16 protein-coding genes are annotated in these 23662 nt (G+C 40.6%); 11 read left to right on the top strand and 5 right to left on the bottom strand.

All coding sequences use genetic code 11. The features are described 5' to 3' along the window. Positions 1-429: 429 nt before the first annotated feature. The 3 genes from recD to ABLB96_RS04470 form a co-directional block, all read right to left on the bottom strand. Positions 430-2181: an exodeoxyribonuclease V subunit alpha gene (gene recD, locus ABLB96_RS04480; RefSeq protein WP_348896255.1), complete on the bottom strand. Its 1752-nt coding sequence runs from the start codon at positions 2179-2181 to the stop codon at positions 430-432. Positions 2182-2289: 108 nt separating this feature from the next. Then, positions 2290-5988 (bottom strand): UvrD-helicase domain-containing protein, encoded by a 3699-nt coding sequence (locus tag ABLB96_RS04475; protein WP_348896256.1) that lies wholly within the window; start codon positions 5986-5988, stop codon positions 2290-2292. A 3-nt stretch (positions 5989-5991) separates the two neighbouring features. After that, positions 5992-9627 (bottom strand): exodeoxyribonuclease V subunit gamma, encoded by a 3636-nt coding sequence (locus tag ABLB96_RS04470; RefSeq protein ID WP_348896257.1) that lies wholly within the window; start codon positions 9625-9627, stop codon positions 5992-5994. A gap of 170 nt (positions 9628-9797) precedes the next feature. On the opposite strand from ABLB96_RS04470, the gene ABLB96_RS04465 reads away from it, so the two are divergent. Both ABLB96_RS04465 and ABLB96_RS04460 read left to right on the top strand, forming a co-directional pair. Beyond that, complete coding sequence (locus tag ABLB96_RS04465) at positions 9798-10310, top strand: hypothetical protein (RefSeq protein ID WP_348896258.1); 513 nt, start codon at positions 9798-9800, stop codon at positions 10308-10310. 178 nt (positions 10311-10488) lie between these two features. Then, positions 10489-11808 (top strand): MFS transporter, encoded by a 1320-nt coding sequence (locus tag ABLB96_RS04460; RefSeq protein WP_348896259.1) that lies wholly within the window; start codon positions 10489-10491, stop codon positions 11806-11808. 23 nt (positions 11809-11831) lie between these two features. Here ABLB96_RS04460 and ABLB96_RS04455 read toward each other — a convergent pair whose 3' ends face one another. After that, entirely contained in the window at positions 11832-13250 is a 1419-nt protein-coding gene (locus ABLB96_RS04455) for a phosphate--AMP phosphotransferase (protein ID WP_348896260.1), read from the bottom strand. Positions 13251-13458: 208 nt separating this feature from the next. On the opposite strand from ABLB96_RS04455, the gene ABLB96_RS04450 reads away from it, so the two are divergent. From ABLB96_RS04450 to ABLB96_RS04425, 6 genes are all read left to right on the top strand, one after another. Beyond that, on the top strand, positions 13459-14166 hold the full coding sequence (locus ABLB96_RS04450; RefSeq protein ID WP_348896261.1) for a hypothetical protein: 708 nt from the start codon (positions 13459-13461) through the stop codon (positions 14164-14166). A gap of 148 nt (positions 14167-14314) precedes the next feature. Next, positions 14315-15262 carry a bifunctional demethylmenaquinone methyltransferase/2-methoxy-6-polyprenyl-1,4-benzoquinol methylase UbiE gene (gene ubiE / locus ABLB96_RS04445; RefSeq protein ID WP_348896262.1) on the top strand — a complete coding sequence of 316 codons (948 nt, stop codon included), beginning with the start codon at positions 14315-14317 and terminating at the stop codon, positions 15260-15262. 11 nt (positions 15263-15273) lie between these two features. Continuing rightward, entirely contained in the window at positions 15274-15942 is a 669-nt protein-coding gene (locus ABLB96_RS04440; RefSeq protein ID WP_348896263.1) for a hypothetical protein, read from the top strand. Between the two features lie 12 nt (positions 15943-15954). Further along, the gene (locus ABLB96_RS04435) at positions 15955-17574 is read left to right on the top strand and encodes an AarF/UbiB family protein (protein WP_348896264.1); all 1620 of its coding nucleotides are present in this window, start codon (positions 15955-15957) and stop codon (positions 17572-17574) included. A 121-nt stretch (positions 17575-17695) separates the two neighbouring features. Then, a complete protein-coding gene (locus tag ABLB96_RS04430; RefSeq protein ID WP_348896265.1) occupies positions 17696-19009 on the top strand; it encodes an NAD(P)/FAD-dependent oxidoreductase in 1314 nt (437 codons plus the stop codon). 26 nt (positions 19010-19035) lie between these two features. Next, entirely contained in the window at positions 19036-19422 is a 387-nt protein-coding gene (locus ABLB96_RS04425) for a VOC family protein (RefSeq protein ID WP_348896267.1), read from the top strand. 1 nt (position 19423) lies between these two features. On the opposite strand, the gene ABLB96_RS04420 is transcribed toward ABLB96_RS04425, so the two are convergent. Next, on the bottom strand, positions 19424-19690 hold the full coding sequence (locus ABLB96_RS04420) for a hypothetical protein (RefSeq protein WP_348896269.1): 267 nt from the start codon (positions 19688-19690) through the stop codon (positions 19424-19426). Between the two features lie 212 nt (positions 19691-19902). Between ABLB96_RS04420 and hisIE the strand changes: the two genes are divergently transcribed. The 3 genes from hisIE to ABLB96_RS04405 are packed head-to-tail and all read left to right on the top strand — an operon-like array spanning position 19903 to position 23588. Continuing rightward, complete coding sequence (gene hisIE / locus ABLB96_RS04415; RefSeq protein WP_061874454.1) at positions 19903-20670, top strand: bifunctional phosphoribosyl-AMP cyclohydrolase/phosphoribosyl-ATP diphosphatase HisIE; 768 nt, start codon at positions 19903-19905, stop codon at positions 20668-20670. 9 nt (positions 20671-20679) lie between these two features. After that, entirely contained in the window at positions 20680-22182 is a 1503-nt protein-coding gene (locus ABLB96_RS04410; protein WP_348896270.1) for a UvrD-helicase domain-containing protein, read from the top strand. A 23-nt stretch (positions 22183-22205) separates the two neighbouring features. Continuing rightward, positions 22206-23588 (top strand): AAA family ATPase, encoded by a 1383-nt coding sequence (locus ABLB96_RS04405; RefSeq protein ID WP_348896271.1) that lies wholly within the window; start codon positions 22206-22208, stop codon positions 23586-23588. Positions 23589-23662: the final 74 nt, after the last annotated feature.

Raw genomic sequence — 23662 nt, 5'->3', positions numbered from 1 at the left:
CGTACGGTTCTGTATAACATTTAACTTAACAATTCACGCGAAAAATGCTTATTTAAGAATCATATTATAAATAAATATATTAATATGAGTGGCTTAGAATATTGATAATTTGAGCATCAAATAAAGTCAGATAAATGAATATTTGTTTAGCGTTTTTGGAGGCGTTAAAAACTCTAAATATAAAAAAGCCCTGTAGTCTCTCCCAAAACTACAAGGCTTAGCGGCTGTAAGTTTCCTCTTTATACACCTACATCATTGTAAGTTCGCAGTCTCTCGACTTAAGTTGTTATTATTGTGCGATTTTGCCCGACATTCCTTGCCAAGCTCGTTGTGCGTTTATAATCTCAAAAACCTAGGCTGTTCTCTAGCAGCAAATATCTCGAATCCCTGTAAGCTTTTTCTTACAAAGGCGAAAATATTAAGTTTGTCTTAACGAACTAAGCGATTAACTTTTTCAACTAAACCACTTCTCCTGGTAGTCCGAACTGTAAAAGATTGTAATAACGCATCTTGATGAACCAAAAGGCTCACTACTTTTTTTGCCCGTGTAATCGCGGTATAAATCAGCTCTTGGCTTAACAAATTCTTTGCTGCCTGATCAAGCACAACAGCAGTATGTGTAAATTCAGAACCTTGCGATTTGTGAATGGTTAAAGCAAATGCACTTTGAATACTTTTAGGCAACCGATTTGCAGCAACCCACTTATTTAAACTTGGAAAATAAACTTCAAACTGTTCCGGTTGGGTTCTGTGTTCAAAACATAAACCAATGTCACCATTTGAAATACCAAGCTGGTAATCGTTATAAGTCATCATGACTGGACGGCCGATATACCATCCACCTAAAGTCACGATACCTAGCTGCTGTTGTAACCAGCGCTCTGCATATTGATTAAGTTGCTGCAAGCCAAATGGTCCATGACGTACAGCTGTCAAAATACGATAGTCATCAAATGCTTTTACTATCTTTTCAATGTCCTCAAGTGAGCGATCATTTTGTAAATAATTTTTTAGGCTGTGCACATAGCCTTGAAAGCCCACCATTAATTTTTGATAGTAAGGCTCTAATGCTATAGGTGAATCTTCAGGTAAATACTCAAGCTGAACCACATCGGGCATATCAGTTTGTAAAGGTATTGAACGCAGCTCTGAAACCTGAACAATATCGACTTCAAATTGCTGCAAAACTTGCTCATGATCCATTTGACCAGTTTGCATTTGAATAAATCGTGCCACTTGTCCAATTAATGCATCTTCTGCAAAACGGCGGCTGGTTTGAAGGTGAACACGGTTTTCAGACAAAGCATCAATTTGCTGTAAATCGGCAAGTACAGCTCCGACATCTACAGAAGCAAGCTGGTTGGCATCACCTAATAAAATAATTCGGCAAGACTCAGGAACTGCTTCAAATAACAACGTTGCCAGATTTAAATCCAGCATAGAAGCTTCATCCACCACAATGACATCGTAAGGCAAAGGTTGTTTTTGATGAAACCGTGGTGTTTGGCTATGCCCCATTCCTAATAATCGATGAATAGTCTGGGTGCTTTGGTTTCTTAATTCATCACTCACCAATCCCGACTCAAGAAGTTTGGGGTCATTAAACGAGTTTTGTAAGGCTTCTTGCATACGCTGTGCAGCTTTACCCGTCGGAGCTGCCATGGCCACACGAATATTAGGAATTGCTTGGCTCAGCACCGCAATAATACGTGCAAGCGTATAGGTTTTCCCCGTACCTGGCCCACCTGTAATAATACTCAAGCTCTGCTGAGTCACCATTTGTAGTGCAGCTTGCTGATGCGGGTCTGTTAGTAGCTCCAAATATCCTTCACAAGAAATGGGCTGAATTGGTTGTTGCTTTAATCGACGAATTTGTTCAGCTAGGCGTTGCTCTAGATTCCAATATCGGTATAATGCCAACCCCTGCCCGTCGTGGACACAAGGTGCAACCTGAGATATCGCTTGTTCAGCCGATATAACCAGTTGACCAAGTGCTTCGATTTGCTCTGGGCTAATCTCAATACAACTGTCACCCTGCAAACTTGCTTCAATAAGCTGCTGTAAAAAACTAGCCGCTTCTGGCGTTTGTTTCTGTGCAGTAAACGGAGCTTGATTTAGAAAGGTACTCCAAGTCGTTAACCAGCTTAAATCGCTTTGTTCAGGGCTGTTTAGATTGTCCACACACTTATCCACCTAGTTTTCCACACGCTTGTCCACATGGTTATAGACAGGCTTATCCACACCCCAAGTATTTGTTAATTCTAAAATTAGATCATTTATCAGCATTTTTTATGCAATTTTATCCTCAGCAAAGTACCCCAAAATAGCATCAAGTCTTAGAACAAATTCTGTACTTGGCTGCCAATAATAGTAACCTTGCTCGACCTCTCCATTCATACCACGCAAATAAAGATACGTCGCTCCACCTAAGTGTCGCTCGATATCATAATTGTGCATTTTGACTTTTAAATAACGATGTAACGCAACCAAATACAGGCCTGCCTGAAGCCAATAACTGGCTAGAGACATGCTTTGTGCAATACTTTGCACACTATAATCAGCAAGATCTTCACCTAAATAATTACTTTTATAATCAGCAATGTGATAACGCTGCCCATCAAAGTAAACCAAGTCTATCGAACCATTTAAGTACCGCGCAGAGCGAGCCTCTAATAATTCCGGCATTTCCATTCCATATTCAGCAAAAAGCTGCTGAATACGTTTCATTGCTAATACTCGATCTGAGAGTGCCAAATAAAAAGGACATTCTGATAAATAGTGCTCTGACTGTAACTGATTTAAGCGAAAACCTTGATATAACGGCGTGTCCAAAATTTCTTGTAACCATTGGGATACAGCTTGATAAAGCACATATTCGGCTTCTTGTTCTTCCGGAAAACTTTCTTGATACTTAGTGAATAGATCTTGCCACAAGCTACTGTAATCATTTTTAAAACGACGGCGTATTTCACTCACCCAGTCATCTGAACATTGAAAATCAATATGTTCAAAAATTTCATGTAAAAAATTACCCGCAAGTGTACCTCTAGGAAAATTACTTTTAATCCAGCTCAGTGGCTGAGCCTTTGTCGTTTCAACAGAAATAACTTGATCGAGTTCATCTTCGGCTAAAACAGTTTCATTGCTCTGGTTCGCGAGTAAATCGGTACCTACTTTATGTCTTAAGTGCTGTGCCAGATAACTAAAACTGGTTTTGCCTCTCGAATAGAAGCGCTGATCTGGAAAATGTTGTGCCTGTATTTCAACAATATTGAGCTGTTTAGTTAAATGCATGGCAGCAGGAAGTTGCTCCAAAATCATTTCATCAGAACAACAACGGTGCTGAAATGGTTCTGCCCTATTTTTCCAAAATGCCAAGCCTGAAACAGACTTACCATCTGTATCTTGTAAGAGCGCATAAACACGATGACTCGCACGGGTTAAAGCCACATACCAAAGGCGGTTTTGTTCAGCTAAAGCTCGTTCTTCATGCTGCTTGAGCTCAGTTTCATTTAAATATGTTTTATCGGCAATCGCAACGACTCGTTGTGTTACGGTTTGAGCCGATTCTGGAACTGTTATATCTTGCGTCGAGAAGTTAAGTGTCTTGTTATTTTCTCGAAATGGCTTGTCGGCCCCAAGCAAAAAGACAATTTTAAACTCCAGTCCTTTTGACTGGTGTATGGTCATGAGCTGCACGCCAGCTTCACTCGATAGTTTCCGCTCTAATTCCCATTCACGATCAAGCGGTGACTGTAGTTGCTTGAGATACCAGTGATAAAGATTTTGTGCACCTTGATATTTTTCGCTATGTTGACTCAAAATTTCAGTCAAATGACGCAAATTCACCACAACTCGCTCATTGTCTTTACTCTGAGCAGCAACTAAATTTTTCCAAATACCAAACTGGTTTAAGCATTGTTGCCAAGCCACTAAAAAGCCTTGAGCCGACCATAACTCACGAATAACGTCAAAGCTTGTCATAAACTGGCTTAAACCTTCAGCAGTTTGCTCAAGTTGCAGTAGCTGTTTCAGGTCCATTGCAAATAGACGGCTAATTAAAGCTCGTTTTACTTTTGCCTCATCGTAAGGATGAAGAATCGCAGTGAGTAAGGCCCCCACATCTTGGGCAATTGAGCAATCAAAAACACTTCGTTTTGATGGACGGTTAACACGTATTCCCAATCGCTCTAACTCAAACTGAACTTTATCTAGACCATCATGATTACGAGACAAAACCGCAATATCGTCTTCATTTAAAACTTGGCTTTGAGCATCTTTTTGAAAAAATAATGCTCCAGCATGCGACTGGTTAAGCAAATCACGGATCTTCCATGCAACTTGCTGCGCTTCTGTTTCTTTGTCTTTTAGCATAAGCCAGCGTAAAGGATGCGGGTTAGGCTGGTCTTGATCGACTAAAACTGGATGAGGCCGTGTACCTGCCCGAATTGGGTCATATTGAACCTGTTCACCAAAGTCGATTTGCCTTTGAAATAACGCGTCCACCACTTCAACCAAATCGGCAACGGAACGGTGGTTGTGTATTAATTTATATTCACGACCATGCTTTGCTTGAATGTCTTTATAAGCATTTAAGAAGGTAAGCATATCTCCACCACGGAAACCGTAAATTGCCTGTTTACGGTCACCCACCATAATCATGCAACCCTTTTGGTAACGCTCTGGATGGCGCCAAATGCTGGCCAGCATATCGTCTTGGTCTTGGTTAGTATCTTGAAATTCATCGACTAAAATTAAGGGATATCGGGCCTGAACAAATACTGCAAAACGCTGGCCCTGCTCGCCTTTTAGCGCTTCTGATAAAGTGCGAATTTGCTGAGAAAAAGTAGTCTCGCCCTTATTTTGTAAAACCTGCGGCAGACGTTTTTTTACTTCTACACATAAATAGGCTTTTAAATAAATATGAAGCTGGTCGAACTGTTCAGCATAGTTTTTCAATGCACCAAACAGCTTTTGAAGCTGCTGAATACAGGGATGCTGATAGAATCCATCCGAAATTTCAGCGGGACATTTTTTAAAAACTTTCTGATCGGCAAGCTGGCCTAAAAACTTAAAAACAAGTTCACGCTGTGCTGCTAAAGATCCATCAAAAACTAAAATGCTGTCGCTTTGAGTGAGAACTCGTAAAAGCTCTGGTAAGCACTCACTAAATAATTTATTAAATGCGCCATTACGAAATATCGTGCCGCTTACATGTTTATAGTGCTCGCCATCAAGCAAGTAATACGGCTCTAAAAGGCTAATATCAATTTCTGTTGCTAGCTGTTTGAGCTGTACAAGTTGTTCAAACTGAATGGTAGGCTTTTCGGGAAGCTTAAAATGAGCCGAACTAAAATTCAGTGAGTCTTCAACCAGTTTGACAAAACTATCGACACTCTTTAACTCACCTGCCAGATACAACGCATCAATCACGGTTTGAGGCTGAGATTGTATCCATTCACGTAAAACATCATGAATGAGTTGGCGGCTATAAGTTTTGGCATCATCAGTAATTTGAGCACGTTCAATTTTGCCGCTTTCAAAAGCAAACTCGCGTAACAGCTTTTGGCTAAAGCTATCGAGTGTTCCAACAAACAACTCATCGAGCTGGTCGATGACCAGCTTTAAACGCTCGCAGGCATAAGCTATACGTGTCGCAAAATGCTTGAGAACATGTTGGAGTAATAAGTCAGATTCTTGCTCAGCCTGCAAAAGGATCTCTTTTTCGGTCAAGCTCCGCTTAGCATTTAAATAGCGGTAGGTTTCGACCAAACGCGCACGAATTCGACTTTTTAACTCAGCAGCAGCAGCACGGGTAAAAGTAGTCGCAATAACTTGGCGGGGTAGATATTTCTCAAGAAAAATACGAACCATTAGACTCGACAGGGTATAGGTTTTTCCTGTGCCCGCCGAAGCTTCAATTAAATGTAATCCACTAAATTCAATATCAATAATAGGTTGATAAGACACCTGTACTCTTGAGTTCATGCCTTACTCCGAATGTTGAAATTGAAAAACCGGATGATACAGGTCATAGGCAAACTCATCACAAGCATGCTGAAGCAATGCTTGAGCATCTTGTTCTTGCAAAATGAAACGCCAGTCCTTATGCAACTTACACGCTTCATTTTGAGTCATATCGATAGAGGTAAATGACCCAGTTTCATTCCAGTATTTTAACAGCTCGGCATAGCTCTTCTCGTCCAGTTTTACTTTTTCTGTCTGATTTATTGTGTCCCATTGATATGCCTTAGCTTTTTCTAGAGGCTTTAACATTAAAGCTGCTGGTAGCACGAGTGGCTGCTGCTGGGCATAACGCCAGATTTTAAACCACGGCTGCAAATACTGCCGAGCCTGCTCTGAGCTAATGCCTTTACAAATCACGGTCTGATCACTAAAAACCACAATACGGCGTTTTTCCGTGCACGCATTTCCCTCATTTAAATAGGCCAACCAAAGCAGATACTCTAACCAGACTTTTGCACGTCTTTTGGCCCGAGCACTTGATGCTTCCATACTAACCCAATCCTGAGTTTCAGATTTTGGCACTGTAATATTCATATGTAGCTGTTTGGCAATTCGCCAAACTCGCTGCGTGGTTTGTGTCACGGCTGGTGCATAGTGATGAAGACGCTCAAGCAGACATTCCTGTTCGAAAATGCCCTGCTGCCAAGCGCTGTATTGAACTTTGCCTACAGGTAACTGATCAAGTAGAGCCTCTGGCTGTGCCTGCTGTTCGTTTTGCTGTAAAAAATGTCGAATGGTATAACGGCCTAAACCATCTAAAAGTAAAGGTTCATTTTGATCTAACTCACCCACACTCCCCAAGTTTTCGACACCCAAAGTTTTTAAATAGAGGCGTGCAGGGAAAGTCACATCTTGTATCCACTGATGGCTGTCTAAAACCAGCATGTCAGGTATTTCTAAAGGATAAGATGTATTCGCCCAAGGCTTAAGAACACCGGATGCTTGTTGAATTTGCATCGCCACGTTAAACCAATGATCTTGATAGCGAATATAGCTGTTATCCGCCATGAAACCTTTAGGGTCAAACGGCTGTAAATAATGTAAATGATAGAGTTGCTTTAATTGAGACGGAATTTCAATGCCTTCAATGACTTCGCGTTCAGGTGCATCTGGCGCTGGTTTTACAATAAGAGCAAGGTGCTCACGGAACTCTTGAAGAATACTTGAAGGATCTCTCACTTCACCGTCATTGACATCAAAACCGTTATAAAACAGCCATAGATTTTCTTGAGCTAAAAGTAAGGCATCTAAGAAAGCACCTTGGTCATCCTCAAGACGGGAACGATCACCGAGTTGTTGACGTAAGGCATCCATCAAATCAAATGGTACATGCGTATCACGGTTGGGAAACTGCCCTGCATCCAGATTCAACATCACTATTAAGCGATAAGGTAAGGGGCGAATTTGTCCAATTTGGGCAAAGGTAATCTGTCCAGTTGGTTCAGCTTGAGCTGTCTGGTTTTCTAAAGTTCGCTGAATCTCATCCAGAATATAAGGTAAAGGCAAAGTGATTTTACGTAGAGTGCCTGTTTCTGTCTCGGCATAGTAACTTGCAAGCGTCAACATACGCTCTTGTTTTTTCACAATTTCCCGAGCAGTTTTTAAAGCAGCAACACCAGCTTGTTCAAACTCGGCAATATCTTGCGACAATACCTGCAGCCAGTATTCTACCGTATGAACTTTTCTTTGCTCGTGCATAATGAGCCAGTCACGGCGCACATTTAAATCTTGATAAATCTGAATGAGTGTACCAATGAGCTCAAAATCGCTCGGTTGAACCTTAGCGTAACTGAGTACCTGATTAAATGTAGCATGTTCGGGAATTGCAATGCCGAGCGCTAACCGTTCTAAAGCAAATTTAAAGCTATAGCGATAATCTTCATCACCGTCACATAAGCTACGTTTCAGGTGCTCTGCATCAAGCCCACGTTTAAATCCGGCATCGGCCAGTAATGCCAAAATCCGTTCTACTTGAGCATATTCAAGTGAATAACACTGTTGGGTTGCATGCAAGCTTAACCAGTCAGCAAAATCATCAAAGCTAAATCGCCCTTGCATAAGGTTAATACGCCCAATCACGGCACGCCATGCATTGAGTGCATCGAGTGAAGCAATCCCTGCAATTTTGACAGGCAAATGTACGCCTTGCTCGGTTGGCGTAGCAGGGAAAACACTGCGGATTAAAGGTTCTACTTCTGCCAAATTAGGCACTAAAACCAAAATATCATTTGGACGACGCGGCTGCTCATGTGGTTTCGCCAACCAACCAATCAATTGCTCTTTTAATACTTCAAGTTGACGCAATGTTGAATGGCAAACATGAATCTGAATTGAGTCATCGGTTGGGGGAAGTTCATATTGCTTAGGCTCTGGTTCTACCAAATGCAAAATATCTGACTGAACTTTACCCAGTAAACTTTCAGGAAAATCATCGACAAAAGCATCGACCCATTTCCCTTCTTCGCCGGTAGACAAGTTTGAAAGTAAGGAGAAATGGTCGCGGGCTTGTTTACCCAGCCTAGTTAAAAGTGGATGTCTGGACTCACGTGCTTCAGCATTAAAGTTAAGCGTAAATTTATTAAAGAAATCGGTAATCTCAGCATCGGTTGCTTGAGGATTTTTTGCAATAAAACGCTCTTTCACTCCAAGGTCATAACGTTGTTTCCACAGGGGATCGACGCTATCGGCCCAATATTCTTGTGAAGGGTTATAGTGCAAAATCAACACATCAATGTATTGCCCTAAACGGCGCAAAAACTGAAGCTGGCTAGGTGGCAAATCCAGTAAAGTAAAAATGACAATTTGCTCTGGCAAACGAGATAATGCTTTCTTCTGGCGCTCAGGATGGTCTAATTCTTGCCAAAACAACTCGTCAATTTGCCGCATTTGCATAAAGTCATCATGAAAATGCTGCTGCCATAACCAGCGCTGCCAACGCTCTAATTCTTGTGTTTGCTGCAAAGTAAATGCGGAAATTTCTTTATCTTTCTGCGCAATATATTTTTCAATATCCAGCGCTCGGTCTTGTCCCCACGCTGCTAACCAGTTATTTGGACAGGTACAGGTGTTTTCACAACCACGTTCGCACTGTCCCCGATAGACCATGTAGTTACTAAATAAATCAGCAACCTGCTCGGCAACCCAATACAACATTTTTTGTTTTTTTAGCTGTTTTTCAATACCTTGTTCTAGTCGATCAGCACTGTCATAAATACGCTGAACAATAGAATGCAATGGATGTGAATTATCTATATCCATCACGTCAGGCTGAATAAATTCTTGTAAGGCTTGATGTACACGCCATTTAAAAATCAGGCGTGGAATATTGGCTTTACGCACTTGTTCTTTATGCGAGGTGAGGACTTGTTGATAGGCATACCACTGAAAACCACGAACCCGTTGATGAAACTGGTAATTGGCACTCATGCCTTGTTGTTCTGCAAGTTTTTGTATCAGCCACTGCTCAACCGCAGGGCTTGGCACAATAAAATGCTGGGCTTTCAAAACCTGTAATGGATGCGTAGAAGGCTGGGACGTAGATGCCAGTACGCCCTGCAACAACACATCAATACGTTGACTTTGAATAACATGGATGCCCATTTATTTCATATCCTACTCGCATAATTTATGCACAAAATCATAAACATTCATTACTATACAACTGAATCTGACTATGTCACGTTGGTTTAAACACAGCATAATCTAACTTTAGGTGTCACTTGCCTTGTGGTTGGAAGGCACCCTTAAGGAACCCATTACAGGTAAACATTATGAAAATTGATAACATTCCTGACCATATTGATCCTAGCCTAAATCTGGAACAAATTCGCGATGAGTGCCACGAGCTCATTCAGAAAAGAGCCTACGTCTCTGCTGGTGCAGCAATTGTACCTATTCCTTTTTTTGACGTGGTCGTAGATTTGGGAATTTTGTCGCAGCTGATCCCCGATATCAACTCCCGCTTTGGTTTAGCGCCTGAACACGTCAGTGTTTATGATCCAAAAACAAAAACAATTCATTGGGATGAGTTGCGTAAAAGAGGCTTTCAATTTTCGGGCTTTGTCGTTGCTCGGACTACCGTTAAAAAAACTTTTAATGGTTTCTTTGGAAAAATCGTCACTAAACAAGTAACCAAATTTATACCGCTAGGTGGACAAATTGTAGCAGCAAGTTTAGGCTATTTTATGATGAAAAAAATAGCCCAAACTCATTTAAATGACAGCTACAACCTTGCTAAGCGCATTCAACAAAAAGGGCGTAACTCAACAGTACTTGAGAGTTGATAAATCCTAGCGTAATTTTTAAGGCACATCACTGTGCCTTATTTTTTGGTTTAAAATTTACACAATAAAACAAAAGATAGATTAAAAATTTTAATATTCACTTATTTTTTTAAGTTTTACTCAAGTTTAAAAGTCTATTATTCAGCTAACAATGCCAAATGAAATACGGAGATTCATTGTGGAATATGGACAACCGACATCCCGTTTACGGGCCATTTTTAATGTGACCAGTGGTAACTTCCTAGAGCAATATGACTTTTTTCTCTTCGGTCTATATGCAAAAGCGATAGGTGAAACTTTTTTCCATTCTGATAGCAGCTATGCTGCGCTAATGAAAACTTTTTTGGTATTTGCCGTCAGCTTTTTGATGCGACCAATTGGCGCACTAGTCTTAGGTCCATACGTCGATCGAATTGGTCGCCGCAAAGGCTTAATGGTCACCTTAAGTATTATGGCATTTGGCTCACTGTTAATTGCACTAACACCCGGATATGCCACGATCGGCTTTGCAGCCACTGTTTTAATATTTTTTGGTCGTCTAGCTCAAGGTTTCTCGGCTGGTGTTGAGTTAGGGGGTGTTTCGGTTTATTTATCTGAAATTGCTGAACCACATAACCGTGGGTTTATTACCAGTTGGCAATCTGCTAGCCAACAAGTCGCTGTAGTTTTTGCTGCCACATTAGGTTATTTAGTCAGTATAGCCTTTACGAAAGGTCAAGTTGATGCTTGGGCTTGGCGTATTCCATTTTTTGTCGGCTGTGCAATTATCCCATTTATATTCTGGTTACGTAAATCTTTGGCCGAAACCGAAGCTTTTGCCTCTCGAAAAGAGCATCCAACCACTAGACAAATTATGTCAACGCTTGCAGCGAACTGGAAAATTGTAATCGTTGGAATGTGTATGGTTGCAACAACCACAACCATGTTCTATTTCATTACAGTTTATACCCCAACCTATGGAAAAGAAGTCCTACATTTAACAAGTACGGAAAGCTTACTTGCAACGGTGATGGTGGGGGCAAGTAATTTTATTTTATTACCTATAGGCGGTTATTTATCAGATAAAATTGGTCGAAAACCATTATTAATCACCACAACCGTTTTAATTTTTATAAGTGCATATCCTCTATTAAGCTGGCTGACTCAAAACATTAGTTTGGGACATATGTTAATTTCTTTACTTTGGCTATCTCTGCTCTATAGTTTTTATAACGGAGCATTGGTTGTTTCCCTCACTGAAATGATGCCAAGCTCTGTAAGAATTGCTGGTTTTTCTGTAGCGTATAGTCTTGCCACTTCTATATTTGGTGGTTTAACACCTATGATTGCCACCTATCTTGTACAAGAATCTGGCAGCAAAAGTATGCCTGCTTTCTGGTTAATGTTTGCCGCAATTATTAGTTTGATTGCAACGCTTATTGTATTTCGTAATCGACAAACTCTTGCTATAGAATCCCCATCAATCAGTGATCAACTTGCACAAACAACGACTCAATAATATTTAAACAGTTAAAGGAGACCTTAGTCTGCCTTTAACTGTTTTAAAATCGCTTTTAACACTTCTAAACGCGCCGTATATTTATCGTCAGTTGCCACAATATGCCAAGGCGCATATTCGGTACTGGTTCGTTCAAACATATCGGCCGCGGCCTTTAAATAATCATCCCACTTATCACGGTTACGCCAATCTTCCGCAGTGATTTTAAAGCGTTTATGTGGAGTCTCTTCTCGAGCTTTAAAACGCTGTTCTTGCTCATCTTTACTAATCGCTAACCAAATTTTTACGACAATCGTTTCACTATCAAATAAATCTTTTTCAAAGCGATTAATTTCATCATATGCCCTCTGCCACTCTAAAGGCGAGGCGAAATCTTCAACACGTTCTACCAACACTCGGCCATACCAGGTACGGTCAAAAATCGTAATTTTTTCGGCTTCATTAATACGATTCCAAAAACGCCACAAGTACGGATGTCTTGCTTCAAAGCGTTCGGGAGCACCAATACAATGAATATCATATTCACGTGGGTCTAAGTTTTTCACAATTCGTTTAATGGCACCGCCTTTGCCCGAAGCATCCATTCCTTCAAAAGCAATCACAAAATTTCGTTTATCAAACCGCATGGTATCGGCAATTTTTTTACTGAGTTTATCAAGCTCTTTTTTATATTCAGCTTTATCAAGCTTTTCCTGAGCAGGTTTTAATAAACTCTCTGGAATTTTTGCCTGCTGCCATTTGCCTTTGACTTCAGTTTTATGTTCAGGCAATTCACGCATGTGTTGCAAAAGGTACTGAGCAAAAAATTGATCACGCTGAGCTTCATCTTCGCCATCAATAATGTACCAATCATCGGTAAAACGGCGGCGTAGCTTTTGCAAGGTGTCGTATTGTTTTTTATTACGCCAGTCTAAGCCATGAAGTTTATGCCAATGCTGTTCAGATGGGTCAATTTTATCTAAGCGTTTTTGCAGCGACTTCCACGAAAGATCGAACCAAACTTTAATCACATCCACATAGTTATTTTTTAGGTCTTGTTCAAATGAACGCATATTTTCCACATATGCATCAAAACGTGCCTCATCCAAAGGCTCTGACACATGTGTCGCGGTAACTAACAAGTCGCTATACCAATTGCCAAACATCACCACAATTTGACCTTCAGTTGGAATAAACTCTGAATATGACTGCCAAAAAGCTTCTGTATCGTTTAGCACACGCGGAGCATCGGCTTTTACCCGTAAATATCTTGGATCTAGCCACTCTCGAAGCTGCTTAACAGCCTCACCTTTTCCAGCCAGTTCAATTCCGCTCATTAAAATGAGTGTACTTTTGGCATTTTTTTTGCCCCGACTGTCTTTTAAAGCATATTGTGCTTCAATCAAATCGACCGAAAGCTGTTCTTTATCTCGAATTTCAAATTTTGGCTGTTGTTCACTCATGGTCCACTGCTCTAATCTTTTATTGTTTAATTTCGATGTTATTTAACTTATGCGCTTAAATGATGAATTGCTATACAAATTATGTCATTGCAATACAATTTCACTTAAAAATTGACGCATAAATCATTTTTTTACATCTACTCGCCATAGTACAAGGTTACAATGCCTCTTATGATTTTTTGTAAATAGCCCAATATTAGAGCCTTACATGTCTAAACTCGCTGCTTTTGATGATCTTTTACAACAATATAAAAAATTTAATTATCACGACAATCCTGTACTTGCCCAACGTTTGCAAGATGTACAAATCTGGCTAAAAGAACGGATGAAGGATACACATCACGAATTTTTTAATTTGCCAGAGCATAAGCTCATGTCTGCATATTTTTTAAACCGTTTATATGGTGGCCCAGAGTTTGATGGTCTTGCAGCACAAATTGAACGCTTATTAAACTACGCACATAAAGCTGAAAAAGTATTGCCTGACAATGCCATTAAAACTGGAACTAAGTCAGTAAGCCTTGCCGTGCTTGCCACTCGACTTGATGAACAAGTTGCAATGCAACTTCTTGAAGACTATCCAGCAGATACCGTACTCACCGATGAAATTATGCGTTTGACTTTACTCAAACTCGATCAGGCAGAAGCTCGTTATCAGCAACTTGCCCTTCTTGACGATTTAGGATTGGCGCTGGATAAATATATGCGTTCATTTATGATGTTTACTGCGTTTAAAATGTGTAAAGGTATTGCTCAAAAATATCACTTTGAATTGATGTATGATTTTATTCAAGATGGTTTTAGCGCAATGAAACCATTAAAATCGGCAGAAGCCTTTATTAAGACTTTTACGGAAAAAGAACGTCAGATTGTTGAAAAAGTACATTCAGGACATCCGAATCCGTTTAGAGTGTGATAAGGTCGGCACAGAGAAAAAACTCAACCTTACGAAGTTGAGATTTTATCCATTATATTTGCATGATGATGCCTGTAAAAATAGACAAAATCTGTCATCATGCAGAACTTATTCCGTTTCACTTGAGTTTGAGTCTAGGAGAGACAATATGTCTAACGAAAACCAAAAGCCAACATCTCCAACTGAGCAGGCACAAAGTTCAGACAAAGTTAGCCCATTCCTAAGCTCACCTTTACCGCAAGGTACTCCTCAAGGGCAACAACAATCTTTACAACAGGCTTTAACAGATACTCCGGTTAATAGTTCTGTACCGAAATACAATTTACCTCGTGGCGCAGGCAACACTGGCAACGTTGGTGAAACAACTCACTTTGGTTTCTCAACAGTTAAAACTGAAGATAAAGCACAAAAAGTTGCTGAAGTTTTCCACTCGGTTGCAAGCAAATATGACCTGATGAATGACTTAATGTCATTTGGTATTCACCGTCTATGGAAACGCTTTGCGATTAACATGTCAGGTGTACGCCGCGGTCAACACGTGTTAGATATTGCTGGCGGTACAGGCGACTTGGCAAAAGTATTTAGCCGTGAAGTTGGTCCACAAGGTCATGTGGTACTTTCAGACATTAACGAGTCTATGCTCAATGTTGGTCGTGACCGTCTAATTGATGCAGGCTGTACCAATGTCGACTTTGTTCTTGCCAATGCAGAAACATTAGAGCCTTTTGCAGACAACAGCTTTGACCTTGTAACGATTAGCTTTGGTTTACGTAACGTGACAGATAAAGATGCAGCACTTGCTTCTATGTTCCGTGTACTTAAGCCAGGTGGCCGTTTACTGATTCTTGAGTTTTCTAAACCTGTATTTGAGCCATTCTCAAAACTTTATGACCTTTACTCATTCACTGCTTTACCGATTATGGGTAAATTGGTTGCCAATGATTCAGAAAGTTATAAGTATTTGGCTGAATCAATTCGTATGCATCCAGACCAACGTACTTTAAAAGGTATGATGGAAAATGCAGGCTTCCAGAACTGTGACTATCACAACTTAACTGCTGGTATTGTTGCCGTTCACCGTGGCTTCAAACTGTAAGGGATAACGATATGTGGTCGATTTTGGCACTTGGTGCAGTCGAACGTATCATTCATCATCTGATCGATCTGGATGCATTAACTCGCATTCAGCTCAATCAGTTACAGGGCAAAATGTTGCGTGTTGTCATTGATAGCCCGCAACTTTCTGTCGATGTATTCTTTGACCAAGAAAAAGTACGTCTTGAACCTACTGCAACAGGGCACAGTGAAAACCCTTCTATTTTTGAACAACGCCCCTTTGATCCACAATTTAAAATTTCTGAAGCAACTGCAACTTTGCATGTCAAAGACGTCGTTGAACTCATCAAACTATTGGTGAGCGATCCAGACCAGATTGGTAATATTCCTCTACAGGGCGATTATCATCTATTACAAGATATTCAAAAAATTATGCTGCAAGCTGAACCTGATTTAGCTGCACATTTATCAAAATGGGTTGGTCCTCAACTCGCTCATGAAATTGGCAAAATTCAACTTGCACCAAAGCATTTAAAACGCTCCGTGCAAAGCCATCTATTTTTTGCTGAAGATGCATTAAAAGAAGACAGTGGTTTATTTGCCCCACGTTGGGAAATGGACGATTTAAATCAAGCTACGCGTAAGCTTAATCAAGACATTGACCGTCTAGAAGCTAAGCTACAGCAGCTCAACACACAACTACAACCCACTCAAGACTAGGTAAGACTGTATATGATTCCGCACGTTTCACGTTTACTCGAACTTTGGCGTATTGCAGCGCACTATAGACTCGATACGTTGTTCCCTGCGGATGAATTACCGGTTAAAGCCAAGCATGCATTAAATATTATTAAGATGCATCCGGCAGCATGGTCGAGTCGTGAACGCAAAAACCCATTAAAACTTAAAGAAGCTTTGGAAGATATGGGGCCACTTGCGATTAAGCTTGGGCAGTTATTGTCTACTCGACGTGACCTTATTCCACCTGAAATACTCGCTCAATTGGTTTTACTTCAAGATCAAGTCAAACCGTTTGATAGCAATGTTGCCAAACAACGTATTCAAGATTCTTTAAAAGCAGACGTAAACACCCTCTTTGCCCGTTTTGATGACCAGCCATTAGCTGCTGCTTCAATTGCACAAGTACATACAGCAGCATTACATGATGGCCGTGAAGTTGTTGTTAAAGTCACTCGTCCGGACATTCGTAGCCAAATTTTACAAGACTTTGAAATTTTGGCATGGCTAGGCAACACGTTAGAAAGCCGCCTTGAAGCTGCTCGTGCGCTGCATCTCACTGAAATTATTCAAGACTATCGCCAGATCATTTTAAATGAGCTGGACTTGAGTATTGAAGCAGATAACACTCGTCGTATGCGCCATTACTTCACTGGCTCAACCATGATGTATGTGCCAGAAGTATACATGGACACCAAAGATGTCATGGTGGCTGAGCGCATTACCGGTGTTCCTATTTCTGATACAGCAACCTTTGACCGTTTAGGCATGGACCGCGCACAGCTTGCAGAAAAAGGATTGACCATTTTCTTTACGCAAGTATTCCGCGATAACTTTTTCCATGCCGACATGCACCCCGGCAATGTCTTTGTAGAAACCATTAACCCAAGCAATCCACGCTTTATTGCACTGGACTGCGCGATTATGGGTGAGTTATCTAAACACGACCAAATGACGGTTGCCCGCATGTTGCTTGCTGTGATGAACAGCAACTTTATGCAGCTTATTCAAATTGTGCATCAAGCTGGGTGGATTCCACCGGGTACCGACCAAGATGCGCTGGCACGTGAAATGCGCCGTACTGTTGGGCCAATGGTATCTAAACCAATGGACCAACTGGATTTTGCTGGTATCTTGATTCAAGTCATGGATATTGCTCGTCGCTTCCATTTAGAAATTCCGCCACAACTCATGCTGCTACTCAAAACTTTAGTGCATGTAGAAGGCTTAGGCACCGACCTTTACCCACAGCTCGACATCTGGAAATTGGCAAAACCTATTTTGACGGAATGGGTTAAGTCCAACATGAATCCAGTCAAAAATGTAAAAGAGTTGGGCCAGCAATTACCTGACCTGCTTTTAGGTGCTCAGGATTTTCCAAGCTTAATTATTGACAGTTTAAATGGCTTAAAAAATCAATCTGCATGGCAAGACCGTCAGCTACGTGAAATTCAGCAACTTCGTTTGCAAATGGAACATCAACAGCGCCGTAGCTGGATGTTTGGCAGTACCATGCTGATTTTACTGACCATTGCAATTATTAGCCCTTGGTTTGTTTCTATTATTTTAATTGTGCTGAGTAGCTTATTAGCGCTTTGGCGTATATTGAAATAAATTCTAAATCCCTTGCCCTCGCAAGGGATTTTTTATAGGCGCACTTTAATTTCAAAAAATATAGATCAATTATTTGTTCATTGCTAAATTAGCATGCATAAATGCTTGAAAAGAACAAACAATGAAAACACCTCATTTTGCCATTATCGGTGCAGGTACAGCAGGTTTAGCCACCGCAATTTTGCTCGCCCGAGAAGGTAATAAAGTAACTATTTTTGAACAAGTTGATGAGTTATCTCCGGTAGGTGCCGGCTTATTACTACAACCCGCGGGTTTAGCTGTATTTGAGCATTTAGGTGTGCTCGACAACGCTTTAACCTTAGGTGCGAAAGTCACAGGCTTAGAAGGACAACTTCCGGACAAGCGTCTTTTAGTTAACAGTCATTATCATGAAGCATCAACAAATCTCTATGGGCTAGGTATACACCGAGCTACGTTATGCCATGTTCTCACACAAAAGCTTAGCGAGTATTCACACCAGATTACTTGGCGCATGAACCACTCTATTGAAAGCTTTGAAGAATATAACGATGAAGTCCGGTTATTCGGAAATCATCAAAACCAAAAGTTTGATGCTTGTTTTGATGCCGTACTTATTGCCAATGGCGCTCGTAGCCAGTTAAGACCCAAAGCATGGGTAAAGGTTGACCAAGCCTACCCTTGGGGTGCTGCTTGGAGTATCGTGCCTGAGTGCCAAGTCCTCGATTCTCAAATTCTGCATCAATTTTATGATCGCTCGAAAATTATGATGGGAATTCTTCCTACAGGAGCGATTCCAACAGAGCCGCAACAGCGCCTTTCGAGTATCTTTTGGAGCTTACCTACTCCACAATTACAAAGCTTTTTGCAAGATGAGCAAGCTAAACAAACTTGGTTAAAACAAGTCTCTGAGCGTTGGCCCAAAATTGCACAGTGGCTAAAAGAGATTTTATATGACACTCAAACTCAACCTAAATGGCTATCTGCAAACTACCGTGATGTAGTCATGACTCAATTTGGGCAAGGTCGAATTGGTGTTATTGGCGATGCAGCCCATGCCATGAGTCCACAGTTAGGACAAGGTGCAAACATGGCATTATTGGATGCTTGGGCTTTTTCTCAATCATTGCAACAAGCCAATAAAAACCAAAATATTGATTGGCCCCTACTCTGGCAGCACTACCACCAGCTTCGCCGCTCATCCACCCAGTTTTATCAATTCCTTAGTCGTTTATTGACACCACTTTATCAATCTGATCATTGGTGGGCTGGAGGTTTAAGAGATCTAGTTTTTCCTTGGATGTATCAAATTCCTTATTTTCGAAAAGAAATGGCAATCACGATTTCAGGCTTAAAAACAGGACCATTCCAACAACTCGATTATGAGCGAGTAGCTCAATTACCTAAAGGAAGCAGTGCATTTCATTTAAAAAATGAATCTCTATCTGATTATTAACTCTATTAAATACTTGTGAGTAGCACATGAAAATTAGCCATCTTGATCATTTAGTTTTAACTGTTGCCAGTATTGAGAATACCTGTAATTTTTACCAAACCGTGTTGGGATTTGAAGTCGTTACTTTTAAAGGTGATAGAAAGGCTCTACAGTTTGGAAATCAAAAAATAAATTTACACCAACAAGGCAAAGAATTTGAACCTAAGGCATTACAACCGACGCCAGGATCTGCCGACCTGTGTTTTATTTCAGATACTCCTATTTCAGAAGTGGTTACACACCTTAATCAGTTAAATATTACAATTGAAGAAGGCCCCGTTGAACGTACTGGCGCAATGCACCCTATTCTTTCAGTTTATATTCGAGATCCAGATCAAAATTTGATTGAGATTTCAAACAACATAAAGTTATAAGTCATTTAAAGTTTACAGGGATATTTTGTAATTGCTTTTCAATATCCCAATCTTTGGGTTTCTCTTTTAATGCCCACCAATTAGCACCTGCCTCCAACCATCTCTTACGGTGTGCTTTTACGGACTCTTTAGTACAATCTTGATATCCAAATTCAGCGCCACAACAAGCACAAATAGCAAAGTTTGGAGTGTCTCCATTTTCACCCCACGGCTCTTCATCTTGTATCAGCCCACATACTCGACAAACAAAATTTTCTATTTTGTCCAAAATTTATTTTCCTAAGTTATACAATATGCTGAGATAATTTTATAATAGCGATGACTTCATAGATCAAAATTAATTTAAACAACTCTTAAATTACAATTTACTCATATCGATCTTATACACAAATCATGTAACCGATTTTTTATACAACAAGCATAGCCAACCCCAAGCACAAGCGCTACACTAGCTCTTTTCCACTCAATGGATTTCCACTCATGTCAAACTGGTTAGATGAAGTTAAATTTGATTCCAATGGTCTTATCCCTGCCATTGCTCAACATCATCAAACCGGACGTATTTTGATGGTGGCGTGGATGAACCGTGAGTCACTTGCACTCACAGCAGAAAAAAATCAGGCTGTTTACTTCTCTCGCTCTCGCCAAAAACTTTGGCACAAAGGTGAAGAATCAGGCCATTTCCAAACGGTTTATGAAATTCGCCTAGACTGCGATGGCGACGTGATTGTATTACAGGTTGAACAACACGGCGGTATTGCATGCCATACAGGTCGTGAGTCTTGTTTCTACCGTAAACTTACCCCACAGGGCTGGGAAATTGTAGACGCACAATTAAAAGATCCTACTGCAATTTACGGTGACAAAGCCAAAACTGAAAGCCACGATCATGCTCATACCACTGAACAAGTGGATGTACTTGCTCACTTAGGGCAGTTAATGCAAGAGCGTAAGCAGGCAGAAGCGGATACTTCATATGTTGCAAGCCTCTACAAGAAAGGCATCAATAAAATCTTAGAAAAAGTCGGCGAAGAAAGTGTAGAAACTATTATTGCTGCGAAAGACTACGCTGCTCAAAATACAGAAAGCAATTTAAATGACTTAATTTATGAAACTGCCGATTTGTGGTTCCATAGCATTGTCATGTTGGGTTATTTCGATCTTAATCCACAACTTATTATTGACGAATTAGCTCGTCGTCAGGGTTTATCTGGTTTAGTTGAAAAAGCTAACCGCAACAAGGTTTAAAATCACTCAGTGTCGAATATCGAAAAACCTAAAGCTACCTATGAGCAAGCCATTGCCATAGATAATGCACGTCTTGGGCAATCATTTAAAGTGATTGCCTATGCGGGTACAGGTAAAACTACTACATTACAAATGATTAGTGACGCCATGCCTGAACGGCGCGGTATGTACTTGGCATTTAACAAAGCCATTGCAGGCGAAGCACAAAACAAATTTCATCGTAATGTAGACTGCCGTACATTTCACTCGCTTGCGTTTCGTAGCGTGCCACGAGGTGTGACTGATAAATTACGTCTGCCTCGCTTGAGCCCAAGCTTTATTGCAAAAGAATATCGACTAGAGCCGATTACCTTGCGCCGTATGATGGGCGGCCGTTATGAAAAATATGTTTTGATGCCAAGTCGCCTTGCAAGCCTTGTGGCCAATGCTGTGAGCTATTTTTGTTCGACCAGCTCGCAATATCCTGCTCCTCGACATATTCAGGCACCTAACTGGTTACATCCCGACGATATTACCGAACTACAGACTCACCTTTACCCTTCAGTAGAACGTCGCTGGTTAGAGTCTATCGACCCAAACCACCAAGCTGGAATTGGTCACGATATTTACCTCAAGCTTTGGGCATTGTCTGAACCTAACATTCCAGCCGATTATGTCTTATTTGATGAAGCACAAGATGCTGACCCTTTAATGCTGGGTATTTTACTTCGCCAGAAAAGTACGCAAGTTATTTATGTCGGTGATGCACATCAGCAAATTTACGCATGGCGTGGTGCAGTAAATGCCATGCAACAACTACCTTTGCCAGAGTCTCGTTTAACCACTTCTTTCCGTTTTGGAGAGGCGATTGCCGATGTCGCTAATGCTTTGCTAGGTGGTTTAAATGAGACAGTTCCTCTACTTGGCAATCCGAACCAAAAATCAAGTGTAGTCAATAAACCACATACCAAAATGCGTGATGCGATTTTGTGTCGTACCAATGCTCGGGCAATGGAGCTTTTATTGGCTGGTTTAGTGCATGGCGATAAAGTAAGTTTGCAGGCAGATCACCAAAAACTAAACCGTTTCGTCGATGCGGCAAGTTTTCTCAAACAAGGAAAACGCGTCACTGACGTTCCTGAGCTGGCATGGTTTAATTCATGGCACGATGTGCATGAATACTGTGAAACCAATGAAGGAAGTGACATCAAACCTTTAGTGAAATTGGTCGATGACCACGGCACTGAACCTTTAAAAAAAGCACTTGCTAAAATCACTCCTCTTGAGCAAGCTGACTATGTCATCTCGACTGCCCATAAAGCAAAAGGACTCGAGTGGAACCGCGTTCATATTGAAGATGACTATCAATTTAAAATTAATGGCTTAGAACACAAGATTACAGATGAAGAATTAAGATTACTTTACGTGGCTTGTACTCGTGCTAAAGTAAGTCTAAATATTCATCATCTTTATGATCTGATACAACAACTAAAAGTAAGGGCGCCTTTAAGTCTTCGTAAGTCGGTTGGTTGAAGCGCTCATAATTAGGTGAGCCTATGAAACTTGAATCTATCCAATTTAAACATGTTGCTCTGTTTCATGACCTAAAGATCCAGTTTCAATATGATAAACAACCAATTACTTTAATTTTAGGTGAGCAGGCAACTGGCAAAAGTATGCTACTTAAGCATATTTACCATGCTTTAACATGGTTTCCTGCACGCCTAAAAGATATTCGCACTCCAGGCATTGTCTTGCCTGATCAAGACATTACCCATTCTCGTTTGCAGGCTAAAATAGAAGTCAGCATTCAAATTCCCCCAGAATTCGGACAATTACCTGAAACAACCTCTGCACAGCAAATAGATTCATCTATTTGTAGCTGGAAACTTTTTAAAACTTTAAATGCAAGTGGCATAGGTATTAGTCAGGTCGAAACTCAACAACTCGAACAGACGGTTACTCTTTACCATCAAGTTACAAGAAAAGACCCTCTTCAAGGTCTTCCCCTACTCGCCTATTACCCATCTGAGCGTTTTATTAATGATATAAATTTGCTGAATAAAAACCTTCCAGGTATTACTCAGCCTATTTCTGCCTATGACATTAGCTTAATCCCATTTACAACCTTCACTCGCTTTTTTGAATGGTTACGTGAAATTAGCGATATTGAAAATGCACAAGCTGCTCATGTTGTACAAAAAATTATTTCACAACAATCGAACCCACAAAATCAGGAAGAGCTTTTACATCAACTTCAAATCGAGTTGGCAGGACAACCTAAGCAGCTTCCTTCACCCAACTTATATGCCTTAAAGTCAGCATTAAAAATCATTTTTCCAGAGCTAGAAGACCTCTATCTGCAATATCACCCACGGCTTCAACTCATGGCGCATTACAAAGATGAAGCTTTAGCATTTCAGCAACTTTCTACAACCACAAAAACATGGATTACACTGGTAGGTGATGTTGTACGCAGACTTTGTTTACTCAACCCATTGAGCTTAGACCCCTGTCTTGAAGGTGAAGGCATTTTGTTGATTGACCAGATCGACTCACAGCTAGATGCTTTACATTGTTCAGAAATTTTAAATCGTCTGCATCAGGCGTTTCCACGCTTACAAATTATTGTGACAGGAAGCCGTGAAGAGTTACTTGAACATGCTGCCGCTTATCAATGCCTAAAACTAGAGCATGGCAAAATTAACCAGCTTGATTTAAATACAACTCAGCAGCAGCTAGAACATCTTTATACCTTACTGCAACGAGATGAAGTTTCAGCGCCACATCTAGATACTCTTTCGCTTGATAGCGAACCAACAACAGCTCAAATAGACAATTTGTACCAACAAATCCAAAACCTAAATGAACAACAAAAAAATGAATTATTGCGTATGATTCATGCAGGAGATACCTCGGAAGAAACCTCATCTCTTTAAAATTTATGATCCATTTAGCTCAATTTCTATAATAAAACCGAATTCGCTAAATATACGATGAAATCTGATTTTTG

Source organism: Acinetobacter sp. XH1741 (genome assembly GCF_041021895.1).
Classification (GTDB): Bacteria; Pseudomonadota; Gammaproteobacteria; order Pseudomonadales; family Moraxellaceae; genus Acinetobacter.
The sequence above is the reverse complement of the archived record's forward strand: the minus strand, read 5'-3'. Positions and strand labels throughout refer to the sequence as shown.

Excerpts from the sequence above, each read along its gene's own strand:
- ABLB96_RS04425 (WP_348896267.1), top strand. The coding sequence starts at position 19,036 with ATGAAAATTAGCCATCTTGATCATTTAGTTTTAACTGTTGCCAGTATT.
- ABLB96_RS04465 (WP_348896258.1), top strand. The coding sequence starts at position 9,798 with ATGAAAATTGATAACATTCCTGACCATATTGATCCTAGCCTAAATCTG.
- hisIE (WP_061874454.1), top strand. The coding sequence starts at position 19,903 with ATGTCAAACTGGTTAGATGAAGTTAAATTTGATTCCAATGGTCTTATC.
- ABLB96_RS04405 (WP_348896271.1), top strand. The coding sequence starts at position 22,206 with ATGAAACTTGAATCTATCCAATTTAAACATGTTGCTCTGTTTCATGAC.
- ABLB96_RS04430 (WP_348896265.1), top strand. The coding sequence starts at position 17,696 with ATGAAAACACCTCATTTTGCCATTATCGGTGCAGGTACAGCAGGTTTA.
- ABLB96_RS04455 (WP_348896260.1), bottom strand. The coding sequence starts at position 13,250 with ATGAGTGAACAACAGCCAAAATTTGAAATTCGAGATAAAGAACAGCTT.
- ubiE (WP_348896262.1), top strand. The coding sequence starts at position 14,315 with ATGTCTAACGAAAACCAAAAGCCAACATCTCCAACTGAGCAGGCACAA.
- ABLB96_RS04475 (WP_348896256.1), bottom strand. The coding sequence starts at position 5,988 with ATGAACTCAAGAGTACAGGTGTCTTATCAACCTATTATTGATATTGAA.
- ABLB96_RS04450 (WP_348896261.1), top strand. The coding sequence starts at position 13,459 with ATGTCTAAACTCGCTGCTTTTGATGATCTTTTACAACAATATAAAAAA.
- ABLB96_RS04435 (WP_348896264.1), top strand. The coding sequence starts at position 15,955 with ATGATTCCGCACGTTTCACGTTTACTCGAACTTTGGCGTATTGCAGCG.
- ABLB96_RS04470 (WP_348896257.1), bottom strand. The coding sequence starts at position 9,627 with ATGGGCATCCATGTTATTCAAAGTCAACGTATTGATGTGTTGTTGCAG.
- ABLB96_RS04440 (WP_348896263.1), top strand. The coding sequence starts at position 15,274 with ATGTGGTCGATTTTGGCACTTGGTGCAGTCGAACGTATCATTCATCAT.